Below are 19,677 nucleotides of genomic sequence, written 5' to 3'. Positions count from 1 at the left end.
CAGAAGCGGCTAATGCTAGCGGAGCAAGGCCAAAATTGCATCCGATGCGCTCGTCTAATCTGGCTAAGATAGTCTTTGGGGGGCTTTGGCTCGGGTTTTATCAGCACCGGAGCGTTTATGCGGCTGGCCTTGGGGGCACTGCTGTTGATCAGCCTGAATGTCACTGGCGCCGAGCTGCCGCTGCGCTTCGTGGTGCCCCAGCCGGTCAGATCCGCTGACCACAGTGACCCCTGCGGACTTGTCGCGACAATCCATCGGCACGGTACTCGGCTACAGCTACCCGACCCTGCAACCGCTGTTCGACGCCGGCCAACTGCATCGCGAGGTGCCCGTGCAGCGCATTTTGCGCACCTTGGTGCGATTGAAAATGTCCGGGGAAATCGACGACATTACCGGTTCTACATTGGTGGCGAGCCACTCAAGGCGCCCAACGGCAAGCCTTAACCCGCCTGCTCCAGCACCTGCCATTGCGGCGGCGCTACAAAACCCTCGACCCAGCCCGGTACTTCTGCGGGCGGCATCGGCCGGGCAATGAAATAGCCTTGAGCAACTTCGCAGCCCAGACGCAGCAGCAATTCACCGTGTTCGATACTTTCCAGCCCTTCGGCGATCACCTGCCGGCCAAAGGCCCGGGCCAGGCCAATGACGGCCATGGTCAGGGCCAGATCATCCCGATCATTAAGGATGTCGCGCACGAACGATTTGTCGATCTTGATGGTTTGGGTTTGTAAACGCTTGAGGTAGCTCAGGGACGAATAGCCGGTGCCAAAGTCCCCCAGTGAAAACTGCACCCCCAACGCCTGACAGGCCTGTAAACAGGCACTGACATGCTGAATGTTCTCGATTGCCACCGACTCGACGATTTCCAGATCGAGCATCTGCGGGGCCACCTGGGCATGCCGGGCGAGCACGTGCTTGAGCCGGTCGACGAAATCCGCGCGCTGGAAATGTCGTGCCGCGATATTAATGCTGACTGGCCAGCCCTGCCCCGCTTGCTGCCAATGGTGCAACTGCGACAGGACCTGATCCATTACCCACTCACAAATATCGATGATCAGGTCCGTTTCTTCCACCAGCGGCAAAAACTCCCGGGCCGGCATCATGCCGTGTTGCGGATGCTCCCAACGTAACAACGCCTCGAAGCCGACAACCTCGCCACGACGCATGTTCACCTTGGGCTGGAAATGCACACGCAACTCACCGGCAGCCAGCGCCTGGCGCACGCGCTCGACCGTCTGGTGAGTGGCCTTGACCTCCTGATCCCGGGACACGTCGAACAAATGAAAGCGATTGCGACCGCGTTGTTTCGCCACGTACATGGCCTGATCGGCATGACGCAACAAGGTTTCGGCATCTTGATTGTCGTCGGGGAACAGTGTGACGCCGATACTGGCAAACACATTGATGCCCTTGCCATGCAGCGAGTACGGCGCCGAAATGGCGCCCAGCACCCGGTTCAACGCCGCACGCAGTTCCGGCAGATCGCGCACGTAACGCAACACCAGCACAAACTCGTCACCGGCCAACCGCGCCACCACATCTTCGCCGCGCACAATACTGCGCAAACGCTTGGCCACCTCGACCAACAGCAGATCGCCACTGGCATGTCCGTAACCATCGTTGACCGCTTTGAAGCCGTCGAGGTCGAGCATGCATACCGCCAGCGGGATGTTTTCGTGACGGGAGAACTCCAGCGCCTGATCCAGCAAATCCGAGAGGAATGCGCGATTCGGCAGCCCGGTCAGCACGTCATGCCCCACCCGCCATTGCAGTGAATGCAGCAATTGGTGTTTTTCGCTGATGTCGAAACGAATCGAAAGATAACGGTCAACCCGTCCGGTGGTGTTATCGAGCACCGGCACCATGGTGCTGTCGACCCAATACAGGCTGCCATCCTTGGCGCGATTACAAATTTCGCCTTTCCAGACCTTGCCCAAGGCGATGGTGCGCCACATAGCCGCGAAGAAATCGGGGGTATGCAGACCGGAGTTGAGGAGACGATGGTTCTGTCCGAGCAGTTCTTCGCGGCTATAGCCGGAGACAGCACAGAACTGATCGTTGACGTGGGTGATCCGGCCGCTCAGATCGGTCTCGGAAAAAATCGCGGCAGCATCCACGGCCCTGCGGTATTTCTCATCCATGAGTCAGGCTCGCTGTGGCTAGCGGTGGTACCGCTCGACCCGTGCAGGATGCGCGGAAGAGATGTTTTTATAGGTAATGCGCAGCAACACGATATCACTCCATGTACAGTGTTTGATGGCCTCCTGACAGCAGAGATCAACTAACCTTAAAGGCCCCAAATACCCATTTTGAGCGGCAATTCTACGAAACGCATCACATTTTGCAAAGCAAGGTGATGGATCATGCAGTTGTCTAATGCAAAAATCTATCGTTAAGTTCTTGATTCTAAATGGGAATTAAGCGATGCAATTTCAAGTTTGGGTGCGGCCATTCGGCGCTACCGCAAGGTCGCTGGGCTTACTCAGGCTGAACTCGGTGAAAAAACCGGTTTTGACCCCAAAACCATCAGCCGCTTCGAAACCGGCACCTACACCCCCAGCGTGGAAGCCTTGTTCCTGTTTGCCGATGTGCTGGGTGTGAAGCTGAAAGCCTTTTTCGCAGATTTAGGCGATGAAGATGAACAGCGGGCGTATCTGTTCGGTGTCATACATAAAGCCACCCCGAAGGATCTGGGAAAGCTGATTGCAGCGGTTGACCAGGCCTTGTCCAAGCCTTAGTGCCAGAAATAAAAAAGAAGGCCGAGCTGTCGCATTCGAAAGCTCGGCCTCCTTTTATGTGTTCGCTCTGAAAACCGGAAACGAAAAAAAACCGCCCTGGACAAGATCCGTGGCAGAGCAACAAGAATGTATTTTTAGACAGATAACGCGCGAGAGGACTCGCGGTGCGTTATGGAGGCAACCCCACCAGCCACACCCCGGCACACAATGTTCCCGCTGTGGCTGCTTCCTTCCGGATCTGACCAGGTTCACGGGTAATCGTTGCGGGGGGACCGATGGGGTCACCATAACGACGCCCGCCTGACGGCGAGCCGCGCCATTGTACCTATCTGAGACGAAGTTACAACCGTTCGGGCGGATTAAAAATATGAGAGGGCTCAAGCACTTGCTACTGCGCCTGCAACACCTCATCCGCCCGGCCGCCCTCCTGCTGGATCACCAGGTGGATGAAGTGCAGCTTGGCGATCACTGCCGGCGGCAGGACGAACGGATAGAAATCCGGCTGCCCCATGCTGCGCGACAACTCATTAAGCATGCCGGCCAGTTCGATCCACGCATTGACGAACGACAGGAACGCCGCGCCACCGGGATGCTGTGGATCGTAGAGGGTGCTTGGGGGAAACGGCTGATAGTCGAAATCCATCTCCCTGGCACTCATTCCGAACCCCAACGCCGTATCCACCGCGTCCATCATGTGCAGGTAATGAGCCCAGGTTTCGGCCAAATCCTCCCACGGGTGCATGGTCGCGTAGGCGCTGACGTAATGTTGCTGCCAGTCAAGCGGTGCGCCTTGCTGGTAATGACGTTCGAGAGCGTCGGTGTAGCTGGCGCGTTCGTCGCCGAACAGGCCGCGGAACGGTTCCAGCCAATGGCTGTTGGCGATCAACCGATCCCAGTAGTAGTGCCCGACTTCATGCCGAAAATGCCCGAGCAACGTGCGATAAGGTTCGTGCATCTGCACCCGAATCTGCTCGCGATGAGCATCGTCGGCTTCTTTGATATCTAGGGTGATCAGACCGTTGGCGTGACCAGTGGTTGGCGGCTTGCCTTCGAGGTCGACACCAATGAAATCGAAGGCCAGCCCGGTCTCTTCGTCCACGGTTTTGGGAATCACCTGCAAACCCAAGCTGACCAACTGTGCGACCAGCCGCCGCTTGGCCGTTTCGACCTTGCGCCAGCGTTCGTGGTTTTCGGCAATCGACAGGTCGGGGATGGTGTGGTTTAGGCTACAGGCGATGCATAACGCATCGTGGTCATTGGCGGGCAATAACCAATTGCACGCGGCCGGGGAATCGAGGTTGGCGCAGCGGCGCAAGACACCCGCTTCGGGATCAGCGTCGAGCAACCAGGTATCAGCCTGCAAGCCGGGCTGCAGCGACGATAGGCGACTCTGCTCCGGCTGATACCCCAACGCCGCCGAACACGCCAGACACTGGCTGTTGCGAAAAAACAGCGACTGCCCGCAGCGGCACTGCCAGACCTTGCTGTTGCGCGAGCTTTCGCCGATGAAGGGCGCGGCGATGCGTGAACTGAGCTGTTCGAAGAAGCGGTACATGACGATCTCTCCCTGGGGCTTGCCAAGACTAGATCATTCCCGCGCGAAGATCGTTCCACGCTCTGCGCGCTCTGCGTGGGAACGATCAACTAGACCGCAATACCGTGCTTGCCGAGAAACTCGACAAACGCCTCTTCATCGAGAACCTTCAACCCCAGCTCATTCGCCTTTGCCAACTTCGACCCTGCCCCCGGCCCAGCCACCACACAATGAGTCTTCGCCGACACCGAGCCCGCTACCTTGGCACCGAGGCTTTCAAGTTTGTCCTTGGCGATGTCGCGGCTCATCAACTCCAGAGAACCGGTCAGCACCCAGGTCTGCCCAGCCAGCGGCAATCCTTCAACGACTTTCTTCTCGCTCTGCCAGTGCATGCCGAAATCGCGCAGCTGTTTCTCGGCGGCTTCAGCAATTCGACGATGTTGCGCAACCGCAAAGAACTCGCGAACTGAAGTGGCCTGTTTTTCCGGCAGTGCCTGGCGCATATCCAGCCAGTCGGCGCTGAAAACCCCTTCAAGCGAACCAAACTTGTCCGCCAGTTTCTGCGCCCCACCCGGCCCGACCGAAGGTATGTGCAGCTTGTCGAGGAAACCACCCAACGTGGTGCTGGCAGCAAACTCGGCGCCCAACTCGCCCTGATCCTGAATCTGCAGGCCGTGCTTGAGCAGATCCTTGATCACCTGCTGGTTATGCGCATCTTCGAAGAAGCTGTGAATCTCATGAGCCACTTCCAGACCAACATCCGGCAAGTACGTGAGCACTTGCGGCAACGCCTGCTGAACCCGCTCCAGCGATCCGAGAGAACGCGCCAGCACCTTCGCCGTCTCTTCGCCGACATCGGGAATCCCCAGGGCGTAGATGAAACGTGCCAGGCTCGGCTGCTTGCTGTCTTCGATGGCGCTGAGCAAGTTCTTGCTCGACAACTCGGCAAAGCCTTCCAGATCGACGATTTGCTCAAACGTCAAGGCGTACAGATCGGCCGGCGAATTCACCAGGCCTTCATCCACCAATTGCTCGACACTCTTCTCGCCCAGGCCTTCGATGTCCATGGCGCGACGGGAGACGAAGTGAATGATTGCCTGCTTGAGTTGCGCACCGCAGGCCAGACGACCGACGCAGCGGTACACCGCGCCTTCGCTGACGGTCTCGCGACCTTTGCTGCGTTTGACCAGTTGCGTGCGCTCGACATGGGAACCGCAGACAGGGCATTTCTCGGGAATCTGTACTGGCCGTGCGTTGTCCGGACGGCGCTCGATGACCACTTGCACCACCTGCGGAATTACATCGCCGGCGCGACGGATGATCACCGTGTCGCCGATCATCAGGCCCAGACGCGCCACTTCGTCCATGTTGTGTAGTGTGGCGTTGGCCACGGTCACACCGGCGACCTTGACCGGTTTCAAGCGCGCCACCGGCGTCACCGCACCGGTACGACCGACCTGGAATTCCACATCAAGCAATTCAGTGAGTTCTTCCATCGCCGGGAATTTGTGCGCGATCGCCCAGCGCGGTTCACGAGCACGGAAGCCCAGCTCACGCTGAGAGGCAATGCTGTTGACCTTGAACACCACGCCGTCGATTTCGTAGGGCAGCGAATTGCGGCGCTCACCGATGTCGCGGTAGTAATCCAGGCATTCAACAATGCCCTGAGCCAGTTTCAACTCATGACTGATCGGCATGCCCCAGGCTTTGAGTTGCTGAAGATTGCCAATGTGCGTATCAGCAATATCGGCCGAAATCTGGCCGATGCCGTAGCAGCAAAATTCCAACGGACGGTTGGCGGTGATCTTCGAATCGAGCTGGCGCAAACTGCCTGCCGCCGCGTTGCGCGGGTTAGCGAAGGTCTTGCCGCCGACTTCCAGCTGCGTGGCGTTGAGGCGTTCGAAACCGGCTTTGGACATGAACACTTCGCCGCGCACTTCCAGGGTCGCCGGCCAGCCAGTACCGTGCAGCTTGAGCGGAATGTTGCGCACGGTACGGACGTTGACACTGATGTCTTCGCCCGTGGTGCCGTCGCCGCGAGTCGCGCCGCGCACCAGCACGCCGTCCTGATACAACAAGCTGACCGCCAGGCCATCGAGTTTGGGTTCGCAGCTGTATTCCACCGCCGCGCCGCCGCCAAACAAGTCGCCTGCCGGCAGGTCGAGACCTTCAGTCACCCGACGATCGAACTCGCGCATGTCGGTTTCTTCGAAGGCGTTACCGAGGCTGAGCATCGGTACTTCGTGACGCACCTGAGTGAACGCCGACAGTGCCGCGCTGCCGACGCGCTGGGTCGGCGAGTCGCTGGTGATCAGTTCGGGATGGGCCGCTTCGAGGGCCTTGAGCTCGTGGAACAACCGATCGTATTCGGCGTCCGGAATGCTCGGCTCGTCCAGCACGTGGTAGCGATAGTTGTGCTGATCCAGCTCAGCACGCAGCTCTAGAATGCGGTGTTTGGCGGCAGTCATCGGTGTTCTCTCATAAAGCAAAAGAGCAGCCGAGGCTGCTCAATCTATTTTGCTGATCGTCCCGCGCGCGGCGCGGGAACAACCTTTTGAATCAACGCTTCTGGGTCAGGGCGCGACGTTCGAATTCAACGATGCGCTGACGGTAATGCTCAATCGTCTGAGCCGTCAGCACGCTGCGCTGGTCGTCTTTCAGTTCGCCGTTCAGCTCCTGGGACAGTTTTCGCGCAGCGGCCACCATCACGTCGAAGGCTTGCTTCGGATGACGCGGGCCTGGCAGACCGAGGAAGAAGCTCACTGCCGGTGTGCTGAAGTGGTCGATGTCGTCCAGATCGAAGACGCCCGGCTTGACCGCATTAGCCATCGAGAACAGGACTTCGCCGTTGCCGGCCATGCTTTCGTGGCGGTGGAAGATGTCCATCTCGCCGAAACGCAGACCACTTTCCAAAATATTCTGCAACAGCGCCGGGCCTTTGAAGCCGGCGGCGTCGCGGCAGATCACGCTGATAACCAGCACTTCTTCGGCTTGCGGTTGTTCCTTGTCGCTGGCCGAACTCGAAGCCTTGGTGTCATCCGGGAAATCGTCGTCACGGCTGCTGAAGCTCGGGCCGCCGTCCAGGTCCAGACTTAGGTTCATGTCGCCTTGGGAAGGCTCGCCATGGCCACGCTTGCCGCGCTTGGAACCCGACTCACGCGGCTCGCGGGCAGGCATGCTCACCGACGGCAGATCGTGCTCGTCCAGTTGCGGTTCTTTATGCGTATCCAGCACGCGGGGCGGGCCCAACAGCTCGGCGCTGGTGTCCTCGTCCGGCAAGTTGGACAAACTTCGGTCGAGACGGAATTTCAGTTTCCCCTTGCCGCCGCGCATGCGACGCCAGCCATCGAAAAGAATACCGGCAATGACAATAATGCCGATGACGATCAGCCACTCGCGCAGACCGATTTCCATGTAATCCCGTGCCTCTATAAAAAATGCTGAAAAATAAGAGGTTTACAACTCGTAAACCGCTTTAAAACGTGGCGCCAACTCTATGTTCTGACAGGCGTTTTGCCCACGTATACGAAAAATTGACATTAAACTAGCACGACCAAAGGCAACTTTACACCGTCTGTCACAACGGCTTGCGCGAATATGTCGATTGGCCAGCAAGTCAGGACAGGTAAATAAGTCCTACAACTCAAAAATACCTCTCCTACAAACGTCGACTCAGGCATCCACCATCGCCATCGCCTCCTCGACATCCACTGCCACCAGACGCGAACAACCCGGTTCGTGCATCGTCACCCCCATCAGTTGCTCGGCCATTTCCATGGCGATCTTGTTGTGGGTGATATAGATGAACTGCACCGTCTGCGACATCTCTTTGACCAGCCGTGCGTAGCGTCCAACGTTAGCGTCATCCAATGGCGCGTCAACTTCATCGAGCATGCAGAACGGCGCCGGATTCAACTTGAAGATGGCAAAAACCAGAGCCAAGGCAGTCAGGGCTTTTTCGCCACCGGAGAGCAAATGGATAGTGCTGTTCTTCTTTCCTGGCGGCTGCGCCATGATCGTTACCCCTGTATCGAGTAGATCTTCGCCCGTCAGTTCCAAATAGGCGCGTCCTCCACCGAAAACTTTTGGGAAAAGGGCCTGTAAACCGCCATTGATCTGATCAAAGGTATCTTTGAAGCGGTTTCGGGTTTCCTTGTCGATCTTGCGAATCACGTTCTCGAGCGTGTCCAGTGCTTCCACCAGATCATCGTTCTGCGCATCCAGATAACGTTTACGCTCGGATTGTTGCTGGTACTCGTCAATGGCCGCCAGGTTGATCGCACCGAGACGCTGAATCCGCGCGGCAATGCGTTCGAGTTCTTCTTCAGCATCCTTTTCGTTAGCCTCGGCCACCAGCGTGGCGAGTACGCCATGAAGGTCGTAGCCGTCTTCCAGCAACTGATCTTCGAGCGCCTTGCGGCGCACGGTCAGGGCCTGCCATTCCATGCGCTGTGTTTCCATCTGCCCCCGAATCAATTGCGATTGCTGCTCCGCCTGGTTGCGACGTTTTTCCGCATCACGCAATTCACGGTCAGCGTCTTCCAGCGCGATCTGCGCAGTCTTGAGTTCTTCGTCGACGGTCATGCGCTTGTCGAGCAACTCTTCGAGTTTGAGGCGCAACTCTTCCAGCGGCGCCTCGCCCTCCTCCAGGTTGAGGCTGAGCTGTTCGCGCTTCTCGGTCAGGCGCTCGGACTGCATTTCCAGACGTTCCAGCGCCTGACGTGTCGAGTCGTGTTGTGCCTTGAGCGAACCCAGACGCACCGCCAGTTGATGGGCGTGATCCTTGTGCTGCCGGGCTTCCTGACGCACGCGATCCAGTCGCTCGCGCAAGCTGTCGCGCTGAGCCAGCAGCAACTCGCGCTGCTCGGTGTCCAGCGCCATGCTGTCGAGGGCTTCCTGCAATTGCAGGCGCGCCTCGCCGATATTTTCGTGCTCCAGAGCGCGTTGCTCAGCCAATTCGGTGAGCTCTTCGTCCAGGCGTGTACGACGCAAGGTCAGTTGTTCGGCCTTGGCTTTACCGGCGGACAATTGCGCTTTCAGCTCACCTTGCTGACGCGCTTCGTCTTGCAGCAGACGGCGCAAATGTTCGCGTCCGTTTTCCTGCTGACGCTGTTGCGCCCTGAGATTCTGAAGTTGGGTTTCCAGGGTTTCGACCGTGGCTTCGCGCTCTTCGCGCTCAAGGCCCAAACGCTGGATTTCCTGGGCACGGGCGAGCACACCGCTTTCCGCTTCGCTGGCCCGGCGTACGCGCAAAAAGTGCCGACCGACCCAGTAACCGTCGCGGCTGATCAAGCTTTCGCCGGCCGCCAATTGACCGCGCAGGGCCAACGCCTGTTCGAGACTGTCTACCGGTTTGACCTGCCCCAACCATGGCGCCAGATCGATCTGCGCTTCAACTTTATCGAGCAAGCTGCCGGGCACGCGCACGCCATCAGTGGCCGGGCTGAGCAAGCGCAAATCGCCCTGAGCAAAACCGGCCAGATCGAAATCGCCGAAGTCATCCACCAACACCGCTTGCAGGTCAGCGCCGAGCACGGTTTCCACCGCCAGCTCCCAACCGGCTTCGACTTTCAGGCCTTCAGCCAGACGCGGACGGTCCGCCAAATGTTGTTCGCGCAGCCATTCAGCGGTGCCGGTGCCCGGATCGAGTGCGGCTTGCTGCAAGGCCTCAAGGGAGGCGAGGCGACCGTTCAGACGCTGCAAATCGCCCTGAGCCTGTTGCTGATTTTGCAGCGCTAATTGCAATTCCTGACGCAGTTGCTCAAGGCGTTCGACCTGGGCTTCTTCACTGGCCTGCAAATCTTCCAGCGTCGCTTCACTCGCGGCCAGTTGCTCGCTGAGTTCCATGATCGCCGCGTCTTCCGGGTCCGCCGAGAGCAACGTGCGCTCCTCGCCAAGACGCTTCTGACGATCGGCCAGTCGCTCCATGCTGGTTTCCAGCTGCTGGATCCGCGACTGCTGAACTTCGGATTGGCGACGCGGTTCGGCGGCCGTCAGGTTGAAGGTGTCCCACTGCTCCTGCCACCCGTGCATGGTGGTTTCGGATTCTTCCAGCGCGGCGGCAGCCTCTTCGGCGGCGGCGCTGGTGACTTCCTGTTCGGGGGTGAGCATGTCGAGCTCTTCGCCGAGGGTCAGCAGCAAGGTGCGGTCGTGGCCCAGGTGAGATTCGGTTTCCAGTCGCGCGCGCTCGGCTTCTTTCAGGTCGTCCTGCAATTGGCGCAAACGCTGCTGACCGTGTTGGATGCTCTGCTCGACCCGGGCGATGTCGCCGCCGACCGAATAGAAGCGCCCCTGCACCAGATTGAAGCGTTCGGACAGGTCGTGGTGCCCGTCCCGCAAGCGTTCGATAGCCGCATCGGCGTTGCGTTGTTCAGCGACCAATGCTTCGAAGGTGACTTCCTGATTGCCGATAACCGCTTCGCGCTGACCGACCTGTTCGTTCAAGGCCTGCCAGCGCAGGGCCGACAGTTGGGCCTTGAGCTGACGCTCCTCGCCCTTGAACTCCTGATACTTCTTGGCGGCCTCGGCCTGGCGGTACAAGCGTTCAAGCTGACGCTCGAGCTCTTCGCGCAGGTCGGTCAGGCGGGCCAGGTTTTCGTGGGTGCGGCGGATGCGGTTTTCAGTCTCGCGCCGACGCTCCTTGTACTTGGAGATGCCCGCCGCTTCTTCAATGAAGTTGCGCAAGTCTTCGGGCTTTGACTCGATCAGCTTGGAGATCATCCCCTGTTCGATAATCGAGTAGCTGCGCGGGCCCAGGCCTGTACCCAAAAAGATGTCGGTGATATCGCGACGGCGGCACTTGGTGCCGTTGAGGTAATAGGTGGTCTGGCTGTCGCGGGTCACTTTGCGGCGAATGGAAATTTCCGCGTAGGCCGCGTATTCGCCGAGCAGGGTGCCGTCGGAGTTATCGAACACCAGTTCGATGCTGGCCTGGCTCACCGGTTTGCGGCTGGTGGAGCCGTTGAAGATGACGTCGGTCATCGACTCGCCGCGCAGGTTCTTGGCCGAACTTTCGCCCATCACCCAGCGCACGGCGTCGATGATGTTCGACTTGCCGCAACCATTGGGCCCGACCACCGCCGCCATGTTACTGGGGAAGTTCACCGTGGTCGGGTCGACGAAGGATTTGAACCCCGCCAGCTTGATGCACTTTAGCCGCACGCTTAAGCGTCCGTCAGGGCAGAAACCACCAGATCGCAGCTGCGCTGGGCATACGCCGTCAGCACAATGCGGATCTGCGGAAAATCACGGGCCAGCACGGCGGCGAGCAAGCGTTCGAACAGTTCGAGGAACTCGCTCATCGAGGCCTTGCGCTGTTCCAGGGCGAGGAAATACGCGCGGCTCATGGCCGGCTGCAGATTCTCGACGGTTTCCTGCAAGTACGGGTTGTTGGCGAACGGATACGCGGCGCGCATCACACTGAAGCTGTCGTCGACAAAGGTGCGAATGTCCTGGCGCTCGTAGCTGGCGGTCAGACGCTGCTGGATTTGCACGAACGGCGCCATGTCGGCCTGGACTTGCCAGCCGCTGGCCACTGCATTGCCCAGCAGGATGTAGAGCTCGCTCATCAGCGTGCACAGGCTCTGGACCTTGTGAACCGTGAGCTCGGTCACGTGGGCGCCGCGTCGCGGCAGGATCGCGATCAGGTGGCGACGTTCGAGGATCAGCAAGGCTTCACGGACCGAACCGCGGCTGACATTGAGGGCCAGTGTGACCTTCTGTTCCTGGATGCGCTCCCCGGGCTTCATTTCGCCACGAATGATGCGTTCGGCGAGGTGGTGAGCAATTTGCTCGGCGAGGCTGTCCGGCGCCTTGAACGTCATGGTTGTCCTTCAAACTCTTCGATTTGCACAAGCGGCGCAGTGTAGCGCACATGAAGGGTCATGGCGGAGTGCCCACTCGGCGGTTTTTGGCACGATTCAAGCAAAAAGCAGGCTGACGCGTCAGGGTCAATAATGAAGGTACGCGTCGTTGATCGGCAAAATGCTATTTCCTGACCTTTAAGTCAGAAAATCATTGACCGCAAAGTCAGACCTGATAAATTCGGTTCAAGTCGGTTAACAACAATAATGAGTCTGCGAGGCCTTCCGTGATCCAGTTTTTACTTAACCAGGAACTCCGTAGCGAGCACGCCCTGGACCCAAACCTGACCGTGCTCAATTATCTGCGCGACCATGTGGGCAAACCCGGCACCAAAGAAGGCTGCGCCAGCGGTGACTGCGGCGCGTGCACCGTGGTGGTCGGCGAGCTGCAAACGGATGACGATGGCCGCGAACACATTCGCTATCGCAGCCTCAACTCGTGCCTGACATTCGTTTCGTCATTGCACGGCAAACAACTGATCAGTGTCGAAGACCTCAAGCACCAAGGCGAACTGCACAGCGTGCAGAAAGCCATGGTCGAGTGCCACGGTTCGCAGTGCGGTTTCTGCACACCAGGCTTCGTGATGTCGCTGTTTGCGCTGCAAAAGAACAGCGATCAACCGGATGCTCATAAAGCCCACGAAGCGCTGGCCGGCAACCTCTGCCGCTGCACCGGCTATCGGCCGATCCTGCAAGCCGCCGAACAATCCTGCTGCGGCAAGCAAACGGATCAGTTCGATGCTCGCGAAGCCGACACCATCGTTCGCCTTAAAGCCATCGCCCCTACCGATATCGGCGAACTCAACAGCGGCGACAAACGCTGCCTGGTGCCGCTGACCGTGGCCGATCTGGCTGATCTCTACGACGCTTATCCACAAGCCCGCCTGCTGGCCGGGGGTACGGATCTGGCGCTGGAAGTCACCCAGTTCCACCGCACCCTGCCGGTGATGATCTACGTCGGCAACGTCGCCGAGATGAAACGTATCGAGCGTTTCGACGATCGCCTGGAAATCGGTGCCGCCACTGCCCTTTCCGATTGCTACGAAGCCTTGAAGGCCGAATACCCGGACTTCGGCGAATTGCTGCAACGCTTCGCTTCATTGCAAATTCGCAACCAGGGCACCCTCGGCGGCAACATCGGCAACGCTTCGCCGATTGGTGACTCACCTCCCCTGCTGATTGCACTCGGCGCGCAGATCGTTTTGTGCAAAGGCGAAACCCGCCGCCGCATGGCCCTGGAAGACTACTTCATCGATTACCGGGTTACCGCGCGTCAGGAAAGCGAGTTCATCGAAAAGATCATCGTGCCGCGTGCAAGCGCCGAACAACTGTTCCGTGCGTACAAGGTTTCCAAGCGTCTGGACGATGACATTTCCGCCGTCTGCGCCGCGTTCAACCTGCGCATCGACAATGGCGTGATCGCCGACGCCCGCGTCGCCTTCGGCGGCATGGCTGCTACACCAAAACGTGCCAAAAGCTGTGAAGCCGTTCTGCTCGGCGCCACCTGGAACAGCGACACCGTCGAACGCGCCTGCGCTGCGCTGGCCGAAGATTTCACGCCGCTCTCGGACTTCCGCGCCAGCAAGGAATACCGCCTGCTCAGCGCGCAAAATTTGCTGCGTAAATACTTCATCGAACTGCAAACACCGCACATCGAGACTCGGGTGACCGCTTATGTCTAATCATCACGCCGTAGAGAAGACCCAGGCCGAATTGGCTGAACTGTTCGCCAAGGACCTGACCACCGGTGTCGGCCGCAGCGTCAAGCACGACAGCGCCACCAAACACGTGTCCGGTGAAGCGCAGTACATCGACGACCGGCTGGAATTTCCGAACCAGTTGCATGTTTACGCACGGCTGTCGGACCGCGCCCACGCGAAAATCATCAGCATCGACACCCAGCCTTGTTATGCCTTCGAAGGCGTGCGCATCGCTATCACCCACAAAGACGTGCCGGGCCTGAAAGACATCGGCCCATTGCTGCCGGGCGATCCGCTGCTGGCCATCGACGACGTGCAATTCGTCGGTCAACCGGTGCTCGCCGTTGCGGCGAAAGACCTGGAAACCGCGCGCAAAGCCGCCATGGCCGCGATCATTGAATACGAAGATCTGGAGCCGGTGCTGGACGTGGTCGAAGCCCTTCGCAAACGCCACTTTGTGCTCGACAGCCACACGCATCAGCGCGGTGATTCGGCCGGTGCCCTGGCAACCGCCGAGCATCGTATCCAGGGCACGCTGCACATTGGCGGCCAGGAACACTTCTACCTCGAAACCCAAATCTCTTCGGTGATGCCTACCGAAGACGGCGGGATGATCGTCTACTGCTCGACGCAGAACCCCACCGAAGTGCAGAAGCTCGTTGCCGAAGTGCTCGACGTGTCGATGAACAAAATCGTCGTCGACATGCGCCGCATGGGCGGTGGTTTCGGCGGCAAGGAAACCCAGGCCGCGAGCCCTGCGTGTCTCTGCGCAGTTGTTGCGCACCTCACCGGCCAACCGACCAAGATGCGCCTGCCGCGCGTCGAAGACATGCTGATGACCGGCAAGCGTCACCCGTTCTACGTCGAATACGACGTGGGCTTCGACAGCACCGGTCGGCTGCACGGCATCGCCCTGGAACTGGCCGGTAACTGCGGCTGCTCGCCGGACCTCTCGGCGTCGATTGTCGACCGTGCGATGTTCCACGCCGACAACTCGTACTACCTGGGCGACGCGACCATCAATGGTCATCGCTGCAAAACCAACACCGCCTCGAACACTGCTTACCGTGGCTTCGGCGGCCCGCAAGGCATGGTCGCCATCGAAGAAGTGATGGACGCCATCGCCCGCCATCTGGCACTCGATCCGCTGGCCGTGCGCAAGGCCAACTACTACGGCAAGACCGAGCGAAACGTCACCCATTACTACCAGACCGTCGAGCACAACATGCTCGAGGAAATGACCGCCGAACTCGAAGAAAGCAGCCAGTACGCCGAGCGCCGCGAAGCGATTCGTCGGTACAACGCCAACAGCCCGATCCTGAAAAAAGGCCTGGCGCTGACCCCGGTGAAATTCGGTATTTCCTTCACCGCCAGCTTCCTGAACCAGGCCGGTGCACTGATCCACGTCTACACCGATGGCAGCATCCACCTGAACCATGGCGGCACCGAAATGGGTCAGGGCCTGAACACCAAAGTCGCGCAGGTCGTGGCTGAAGTGTTCCAGGTGGAAATGGACCGCGTGCAGATCACCGCGACCAACACCGACAAAGTCCCGAACACCTCGCCGACCGCCGCTTCCAGCGGTGCCGACCTTAACGGTAAAGCCGCACAGAATGCGGCGGAAATCATCAAGAAGCGCCTGGTCGAATTCGCCGCGCGGCAGTACAAAGTCAGCGAAGAAGACGTGGAATTCCACAACGGACACGTGCGGGTTCGCGATCATATCCTGACCTTCGAATCGCTGATCCAGCAGGCGTATTTCGCTCAGGTTTCGCTGTCGAGCACCGGGTTCTACAAGACCCCGAAAATCTTCTACGACCGTAGCCAGGCACGGGGCCGGCCGTTCTATTACTACGCCTTCGGCGCAGCGTGCTGCGAGGTGATCATCGACACCCTCACCGGCGAGTACAAAATGCTGCGCACCGACATCCTCCACGACGTCGGCGACTCACTGAACCCGGCGATCGACATCGGTCAGGTCGAGGGTGGTTTCATCCAGGGCATGGGGTGGCTGACCATGGAAGAACTGGTGTGGAACAACAAAGGAAAACTGATGACCAACGGCCCGGCCAGCTACAAGATCCCGGCGGTGGCGGACATGCCGCTGGACCTGCGGGTGAAGCTGGTGGAAAACCGTAAAAATCCGGAAGACACGGTGTTCCACTCCAAGGCCGTGGGCGAGCCGCCGTTCATGCTCGGCATCGCGTCGTGGTGTGCGATCAAGGACGCCGTGGCGAGCCTTGGCGACTACAAGCATCAACCGAAAATCGATGCGCCGGCGACGCCGGAGCGGGTGTTGTGGGGCTGTGAGCAGATGCGTCAGTTGAAGGCGGCGAAGGCCGTGGAAGCCGAGCCTGAGTTGGCTTCGCTCTAAGACCGAGGCGCGGCTATCGCGAGCAAGCTCGCTCCCACAGGGTTATGTGGTGATTTATGGACCAATACAAATCCAATGTGGGAGCGAGCTTGCTCGCGATGAGGCCCGAACAGACAACAGAGATGTCGAGGTGAAACATGTACAACTGGATCGACGCCCTCGCCGACCTGCAATCCCAGGGTGAACCCTGCGTGTTGGTGACCATCATCGAAGAGCTCGGCTCGACGCCGCGTAACGCCGGCTCGAAGATGGTCATCAGCGCCAACCAGACCTTCGACACCATCGGTGGCGGGCATCTGGAATACAAGGCCATGCAAATCGGCCGCGAGATGCTTGCCAGCGGTAAGCAGGACACCCACCTTGAGCGCTTCAGCCTCGGCGCCAGCCTGGGTCAGTGCTGCGGCGGCGTGACGGTGTTGCTGTTCGAACCGATGGGCCAGGTCCAGGCGCAGATTGCCGTGTTCGGTGCCGGCCACGTCGGCCGGGCGCTGGTGCCGCTGCTCGCCAGCCTGCCCTGCCGGGTGCGCTGGATCGACTCGCGGGAAGCCGAATTCCCGGAACAGATCCCCCACGGCGTACGCAAAATCGTCGCCGAAGAGCCGGTGGACGAAATCGATGACCTGCCCGCCGGCAGCTACTGCATCGTCATGACCCACAATCACCAACTCGACCTCGAACTCACCGCCGCGATCCTCAAGCGCAACGACTTCGCCTACTTTGGCCTGATCGGTTCGAAGACCAAACGGGTGAAATTCGAACACCGTTTGCGTGACCGTGGTTTCGACAGCGCCGTGCTGCAACGCATGCGCTGCCCGATGGGCATCGGCGAAGTCAAAGGCAAGTTGCCTGTGGAAATCGCCATTTCCATCGCCGGCGAAATCATCGCCACTTATAACGCCAATTTCGGCCAGCACACCGCCAGCGCCGGATCATCGATCGCCAAACTGCTGCCTGCTTCACGCCGCAGCCAAGCTTCGAATTAAAAAGCCACGAACTGAGAATTCCCATGCCTCTGACTCGCAAAGCCTACCGCGCCGCCATTCTGCACAGCATCGCCGATCCTGCCGAAGTCGGTATCGAAGCCTCTTACGAGTATTTCGAAGATGGCCTGCTGGTGGTTGATAACGGCCAGATCAGCGCCCTTGGTCACGCCAGCGACTTGCTGCCGACCCTGCCAGCCGACATCGAGATCACCCATTATCAGGACGCACTGATCACCCCCGGCTTCATCGATACCCACATTCACTTGCCGCAAACCGGCATGGTCGGCGCCTATGGCGAGCAACTGCTGGACTGGCTCAACACCTACACCTTCCCGTGCGAAAGCCAGTTCGCCGACAAGGCTCACGCTGATGAAGTCGCGGACATTTTCATCAAGGAACTGCTGCGCAACGGCACCACCACGGCGCTGGTGTTCGGCAGCGTGCATCCGCAGTCGGTGAATTCGTTCTTCGAGGCCGCCGAACAGCTGGACCTGCGGATGATTGCCGGCAAGGTGATGATGGACCGCAACGCGCCGGACTACCTGACCGACACCGCCGAATCCAGCTACGTCGAAAGCAAGGCTCTGATCGAGCGCTGGCACGGCAAGGGTCGCCTGCACTACGCGGTGACCCCGCGCTTCGCCCCGACCAGTACTCCGGAACAGCTGACCCTCGCCGGCCAGTTGCTCAGCGAATTCCCTGACCTGTACATGCAGACCCACATCAGCGAAAACCTCAAGGAAGTCGAGTGGGTCAAGGCGCTGTTCCCGGAGCGCAAGGGTTACCTGGACGTCTACGACCACTACAAACTGCTCGGCGAGCGCTCGGTATTCGCCCATGGCGTGCACCTGTGCGATGACGAGTGCGCGCGACTGGCGGAAACCGGCTCGGCGATCGCCTTCTGCCCGACTTCGAACTTCTTCCTCGGCAGCGGCCTGTTCAACCTGCCGATGGCCGAGAAGCACAAGTTGAATGTCGGCATCGGTACGGACGTCGGTGGCGGCACCAGTTTCTCGCTGCTACAAACGTTGAACGAAGCGTACAAGGTCATGCAGCTGCAAGGTGCGCGACTGAGCCCGTTCAAATCGCTGTACCTGGCCACCCTCGGTGGCGCTCGCGCACTGCGGTTGGAAGACAAGATCGGCACTCTGCAACCAGGCACTGATGCGGACTTCCTGGTGCTGGACTACAACGCCACACCGCTGCTGAGCTATCGCTTGAAGCAGGCCAACAACATTGCCGAGACGTTGTTTGTGTTGATGACGCTGGGGGATGACCGGACGGTGTTGCAAACGTATGCGGCGGGGAATCAGGTGCATCAGCGCTAAGATCTCTGCGCGCTTATACTCAAAAAAAAATCCCCCGCAACCGGAAGGCTGCGGGGGATTTTTTATCATCGGTACTTCAGAGCTTCGCGACCGGTCGCCCGGGCTTCTTGGTCTGCAACAAATGCGAGAACACCGCATGCAAATCATCCGACGCGCTTTCTTCGTCCAGGTTGAGTTTGCTGTCGATGTGATCCATGTGATGCATCATCAAATCCACCGCCAACGTCGCGTCCCGCGCTTCGATGGCGTCGATCAGTTGGGTGTGCTCGTCGTAGGAACAGTGAGAGCGATTGCCACTTTCATACTGGGCAATGATCAACGACGTCTGGGACACCAGGCTGCGCTGGAAGCTGATCAGCGGCGCGTTTTTCGCCGCTTCGGCCAACTTCAAGTGGAACTCGCCCGACAGACGAATACCGGCGCCGCGATCGCCACGGGAGAAGCTGTCGCGCTCGTCGTTGACCATCTGGCGCAACTCGGCAATCTGCTCGGCAGTGGCGTGCTGCACCGCCAATTCAGTGATCGCACGCTCCACCAGACGCCGGGCCATGAACACCTGGCGAGCCTCTTCGACACTTGGGCTGGCGACGACAGCGCCACGGTTCGGCCGCAGCAGCACGACGCCTTCATGGGCCAGGCGCGACAGCGCGCGGCGAATGATGGTGCGACTGACCCCGAAAATTTCCCCCAGCGCTTCTTCGCTCAACTTGGTACCGGGCGCCAGACGCTGTTCGAGGATGGCCTCGAAGATATGCGCATAGACAATATCGTCCTGGGTACCGCTGCGGCCGGCTTTGCCTGCTCGCGGTTGTTTCTTTAGGGGTTGCAACTGTTCGTTCATGGGCACTCGAGTCGGAAGAACTGCGGCGAATTGACCGTGACTGTAATACGGCACAGTGGGTCGCTGGCAAGTATCGCGTAAAAAACACTGCGATTGTACACAATGGAGGGTGGCAACACGACTGTACGGCTGTTTGTCACTTCCGCTGTATTGCAACGACTGGTTACTTTTGAGTTTAGGCTTGAACGCAGAATCCGCAGCCCTGTGGGAGCGGGCTTGCTCGCGAAGGCGGCCTCACAAGCAACACACATTCCAGATATGAAAAAGCCCGCTGACCTTCTCGGTTCAGCGGGCTTCTTTTTGCGCGGTGACTCAGT

General features: G+C 59.3%; 13 protein-coding genes, 1 other RNA gene and 1 pseudogene. 7 read left to right on the top strand and 8 right to left on the bottom strand.

Features of this window, described 5'->3' with window-relative positions; all coding sequences use genetic code 11:
• Window positions 1-199: 199 nt before the first annotated feature.
• Window positions 200-444, top strand: a pseudogene (locus FQ187_RS30325) (hypothetical protein); the annotation flags it as partial.
• Here FQ187_RS30325 and FQ187_RS11220 read toward each other — a convergent pair.
• Window positions 441-2,141 (bottom strand): bifunctional diguanylate cyclase/phosphodiesterase, encoded by a 1,701-nt coding sequence (locus FQ187_RS11220; RefSeq protein WP_149629514.1) that lies wholly within the window; start codon window positions 2,139-2,141, stop codon window positions 441-443. The pseudogene FQ187_RS30325 and the gene FQ187_RS11220 sit on opposite strands and share 4 nt — an antisense overlap.
• A 288-nt stretch (window positions 2,142-2,429) precedes the next feature.
• Between FQ187_RS11220 and FQ187_RS11215 the strand changes: the two genes are divergently transcribed.
• A complete protein-coding gene (locus FQ187_RS11215) occupies window positions 2,430-2,738 on the top strand; it encodes a helix-turn-helix domain-containing protein (RefSeq protein WP_149629513.1) in 309 nt (102 codons plus the stop codon).
• 181 nt (window positions 2,739-2,919) lie between these two features.
• Here FQ187_RS11215 and ffs read toward each other — a convergent pair.
• The 6 genes from ffs to FQ187_RS11185 form a co-directional block, all read right to left on the bottom strand.
• An RNA gene (gene ffs, locus FQ187_RS11210) (signal recognition particle sRNA small type) lies at window positions 2,920-3,016 on the bottom strand.
• 110 nt (window positions 3,017-3,126) lie between these two features.
• Window positions 3,127-4,293, bottom strand: a complete 1,167-nt coding sequence (locus FQ187_RS11205; protein ID WP_149629512.1) for a putative zinc-binding metallopeptidase — start codon at window positions 4,291-4,293, stop codon at window positions 3,127-3,129.
• 89 nt (window positions 4,294-4,382) lie between these two features.
• Window positions 4,383-6,740: an NAD-dependent DNA ligase LigA gene (gene ligA, locus FQ187_RS11200; protein ID WP_149629511.1), complete on the bottom strand. Its 2,358-nt coding sequence runs from the start codon at window positions 6,738-6,740 to the stop codon at window positions 4,383-4,385.
• A gap of 91 nt (window positions 6,741-6,831) precedes the next feature.
• Entirely contained in the window at window positions 6,832-7,686 is an 855-nt protein-coding gene (zipA, locus tag FQ187_RS11195; protein WP_111450622.1) for a cell division protein ZipA, read from the bottom strand.
• A 258-nt stretch (window positions 7,687-7,944) separates the two neighbouring features.
• Entirely contained in the window at window positions 7,945-11,433 is a 3,489-nt protein-coding gene (gene smc, locus FQ187_RS11190; protein WP_149629510.1) for a chromosome segregation protein SMC, read from the bottom strand.
• A gap of 2 nt (window positions 11,434-11,435) precedes the next feature.
• Window positions 11,436-12,095 (bottom strand): GntR family transcriptional regulator, encoded by a 660-nt coding sequence (locus tag FQ187_RS11185; protein WP_134421778.1) that lies wholly within the window; start codon window positions 12,093-12,095, stop codon window positions 11,436-11,438.
• Between the two features lie 266 nt (window positions 12,096-12,361).
• Here FQ187_RS11185 and xdhA point away from each other — a divergent pair, with 266 nt between their 5' ends.
• The 4 genes from xdhA to guaD all read left to right on the top strand — a co-directional run bounded on the left by xdhA (window position 12,362) and on the right by guaD (window position 18,519).
• Complete coding sequence (gene xdhA / locus FQ187_RS11180; RefSeq protein ID WP_149629509.1) at window positions 12,362-13,816, top strand: xanthine dehydrogenase small subunit; 1,455 nt, start codon at window positions 12,362-12,364, stop codon at window positions 13,814-13,816.
• On the top strand, window positions 13,809-16,208 hold the full coding sequence (xdhB, locus tag FQ187_RS11175; RefSeq protein WP_149629508.1) for a xanthine dehydrogenase molybdopterin binding subunit: 2,400 nt from the start codon (window positions 13,809-13,811) through the stop codon (window positions 16,206-16,208). The genes xdhA and xdhB overlap by 8 nt, the downstream gene beginning before the upstream one ends.
• Before the next feature lie 137 nt (window positions 16,209-16,345).
• Window positions 16,346-17,191 (top strand): xanthine dehydrogenase accessory protein XdhC, encoded by an 846-nt coding sequence (gene xdhC, locus FQ187_RS11170; protein ID WP_149629507.1) that lies wholly within the window; start codon window positions 16,346-16,348, stop codon window positions 17,189-17,191.
• Window positions 17,192-17,214: 23 nt separating this feature from the next.
• Window positions 17,215-18,519, top strand: a complete 1,305-nt coding sequence (gene guaD, locus FQ187_RS11165) for a guanine deaminase (RefSeq protein ID WP_149629506.1) — start codon at window positions 17,215-17,217, stop codon at window positions 18,517-18,519.
• Window positions 18,520-18,595: 76 nt separating this feature from the next.
• Here guaD and FQ187_RS11160 read toward each other — a convergent pair whose 3' ends face one another.
• On the bottom strand, window positions 18,596-19,360 hold the full coding sequence (locus FQ187_RS11160; RefSeq protein WP_149629505.1) for a GntR family transcriptional regulator: 765 nt from the start codon (window positions 19,358-19,360) through the stop codon (window positions 18,596-18,598).
• Window positions 19,361-19,462: 102 nt separating this feature from the next.
• Between FQ187_RS11160 and FQ187_RS30135 the strand changes: the two genes are divergently transcribed.
• A partial coding sequence (locus FQ187_RS30135; RefSeq protein WP_218580701.1) for a hypothetical protein occupies window positions 19,463-19,677 on the top strand: 215 nt, incomplete at its 3' end.

Source organism: Pseudomonas sp. ANT_J28 (assembly GCF_008370005.1).
In the GTDB taxonomy this organism is placed as follows: Bacteria; Pseudomonadota; Gammaproteobacteria; order Pseudomonadales; family Pseudomonadaceae; genus Aquipseudomonas; species Aquipseudomonas frigoris.
This window is presented reverse-complemented; position numbering and strand designations above follow the sequence as displayed.

Coding starts and splice junctions, on each gene's coding strand:
- zipA (WP_111450622.1), bottom strand. CDS start 7,686: ATGGAAATCGGTCTGCGCGAGTGGCTGATCGTCATCGGCATTATTGTC.
- FQ187_RS11205 (WP_149629512.1), bottom strand. CDS start 4,293: ATGTACCGCTTCTTCGAACAGCTCAGTTCACGCATCGCCGCGCCCTTC.
- ligA (WP_149629511.1), bottom strand. CDS start 6,740: ATGACTGCCGCCAAACACCGCATTCTAGAGCTGCGTGCTGAGCTGGAT.
- xdhC (WP_149629507.1), top strand. CDS start 16,346: ATGTACAACTGGATCGACGCCCTCGCCGACCTGCAATCCCAGGGTGAA.
- xdhB (WP_149629508.1), top strand. CDS start 13,809: ATGTCTAATCATCACGCCGTAGAGAAGACCCAGGCCGAATTGGCTGAA.
- guaD (WP_149629506.1), top strand. CDS start 17,215: ATGCCTCTGACTCGCAAAGCCTACCGCGCCGCCATTCTGCACAGCATC.
- FQ187_RS11160 (WP_149629505.1), bottom strand. CDS start 19,360: ATGAACGAACAGTTGCAACCCCTAAAGAAACAACCGCGAGCAGGCAAA.
- FQ187_RS11185 (WP_134421778.1), bottom strand. CDS start 12,095: ATGACGTTCAAGGCGCCGGACAGCCTCGCCGAGCAAATTGCTCACCAC.
- FQ187_RS11220 (WP_149629514.1), bottom strand. CDS start 2,141: ATGGATGAGAAATACCGCAGGGCCGTGGATGCTGCCGCGATTTTTTCC.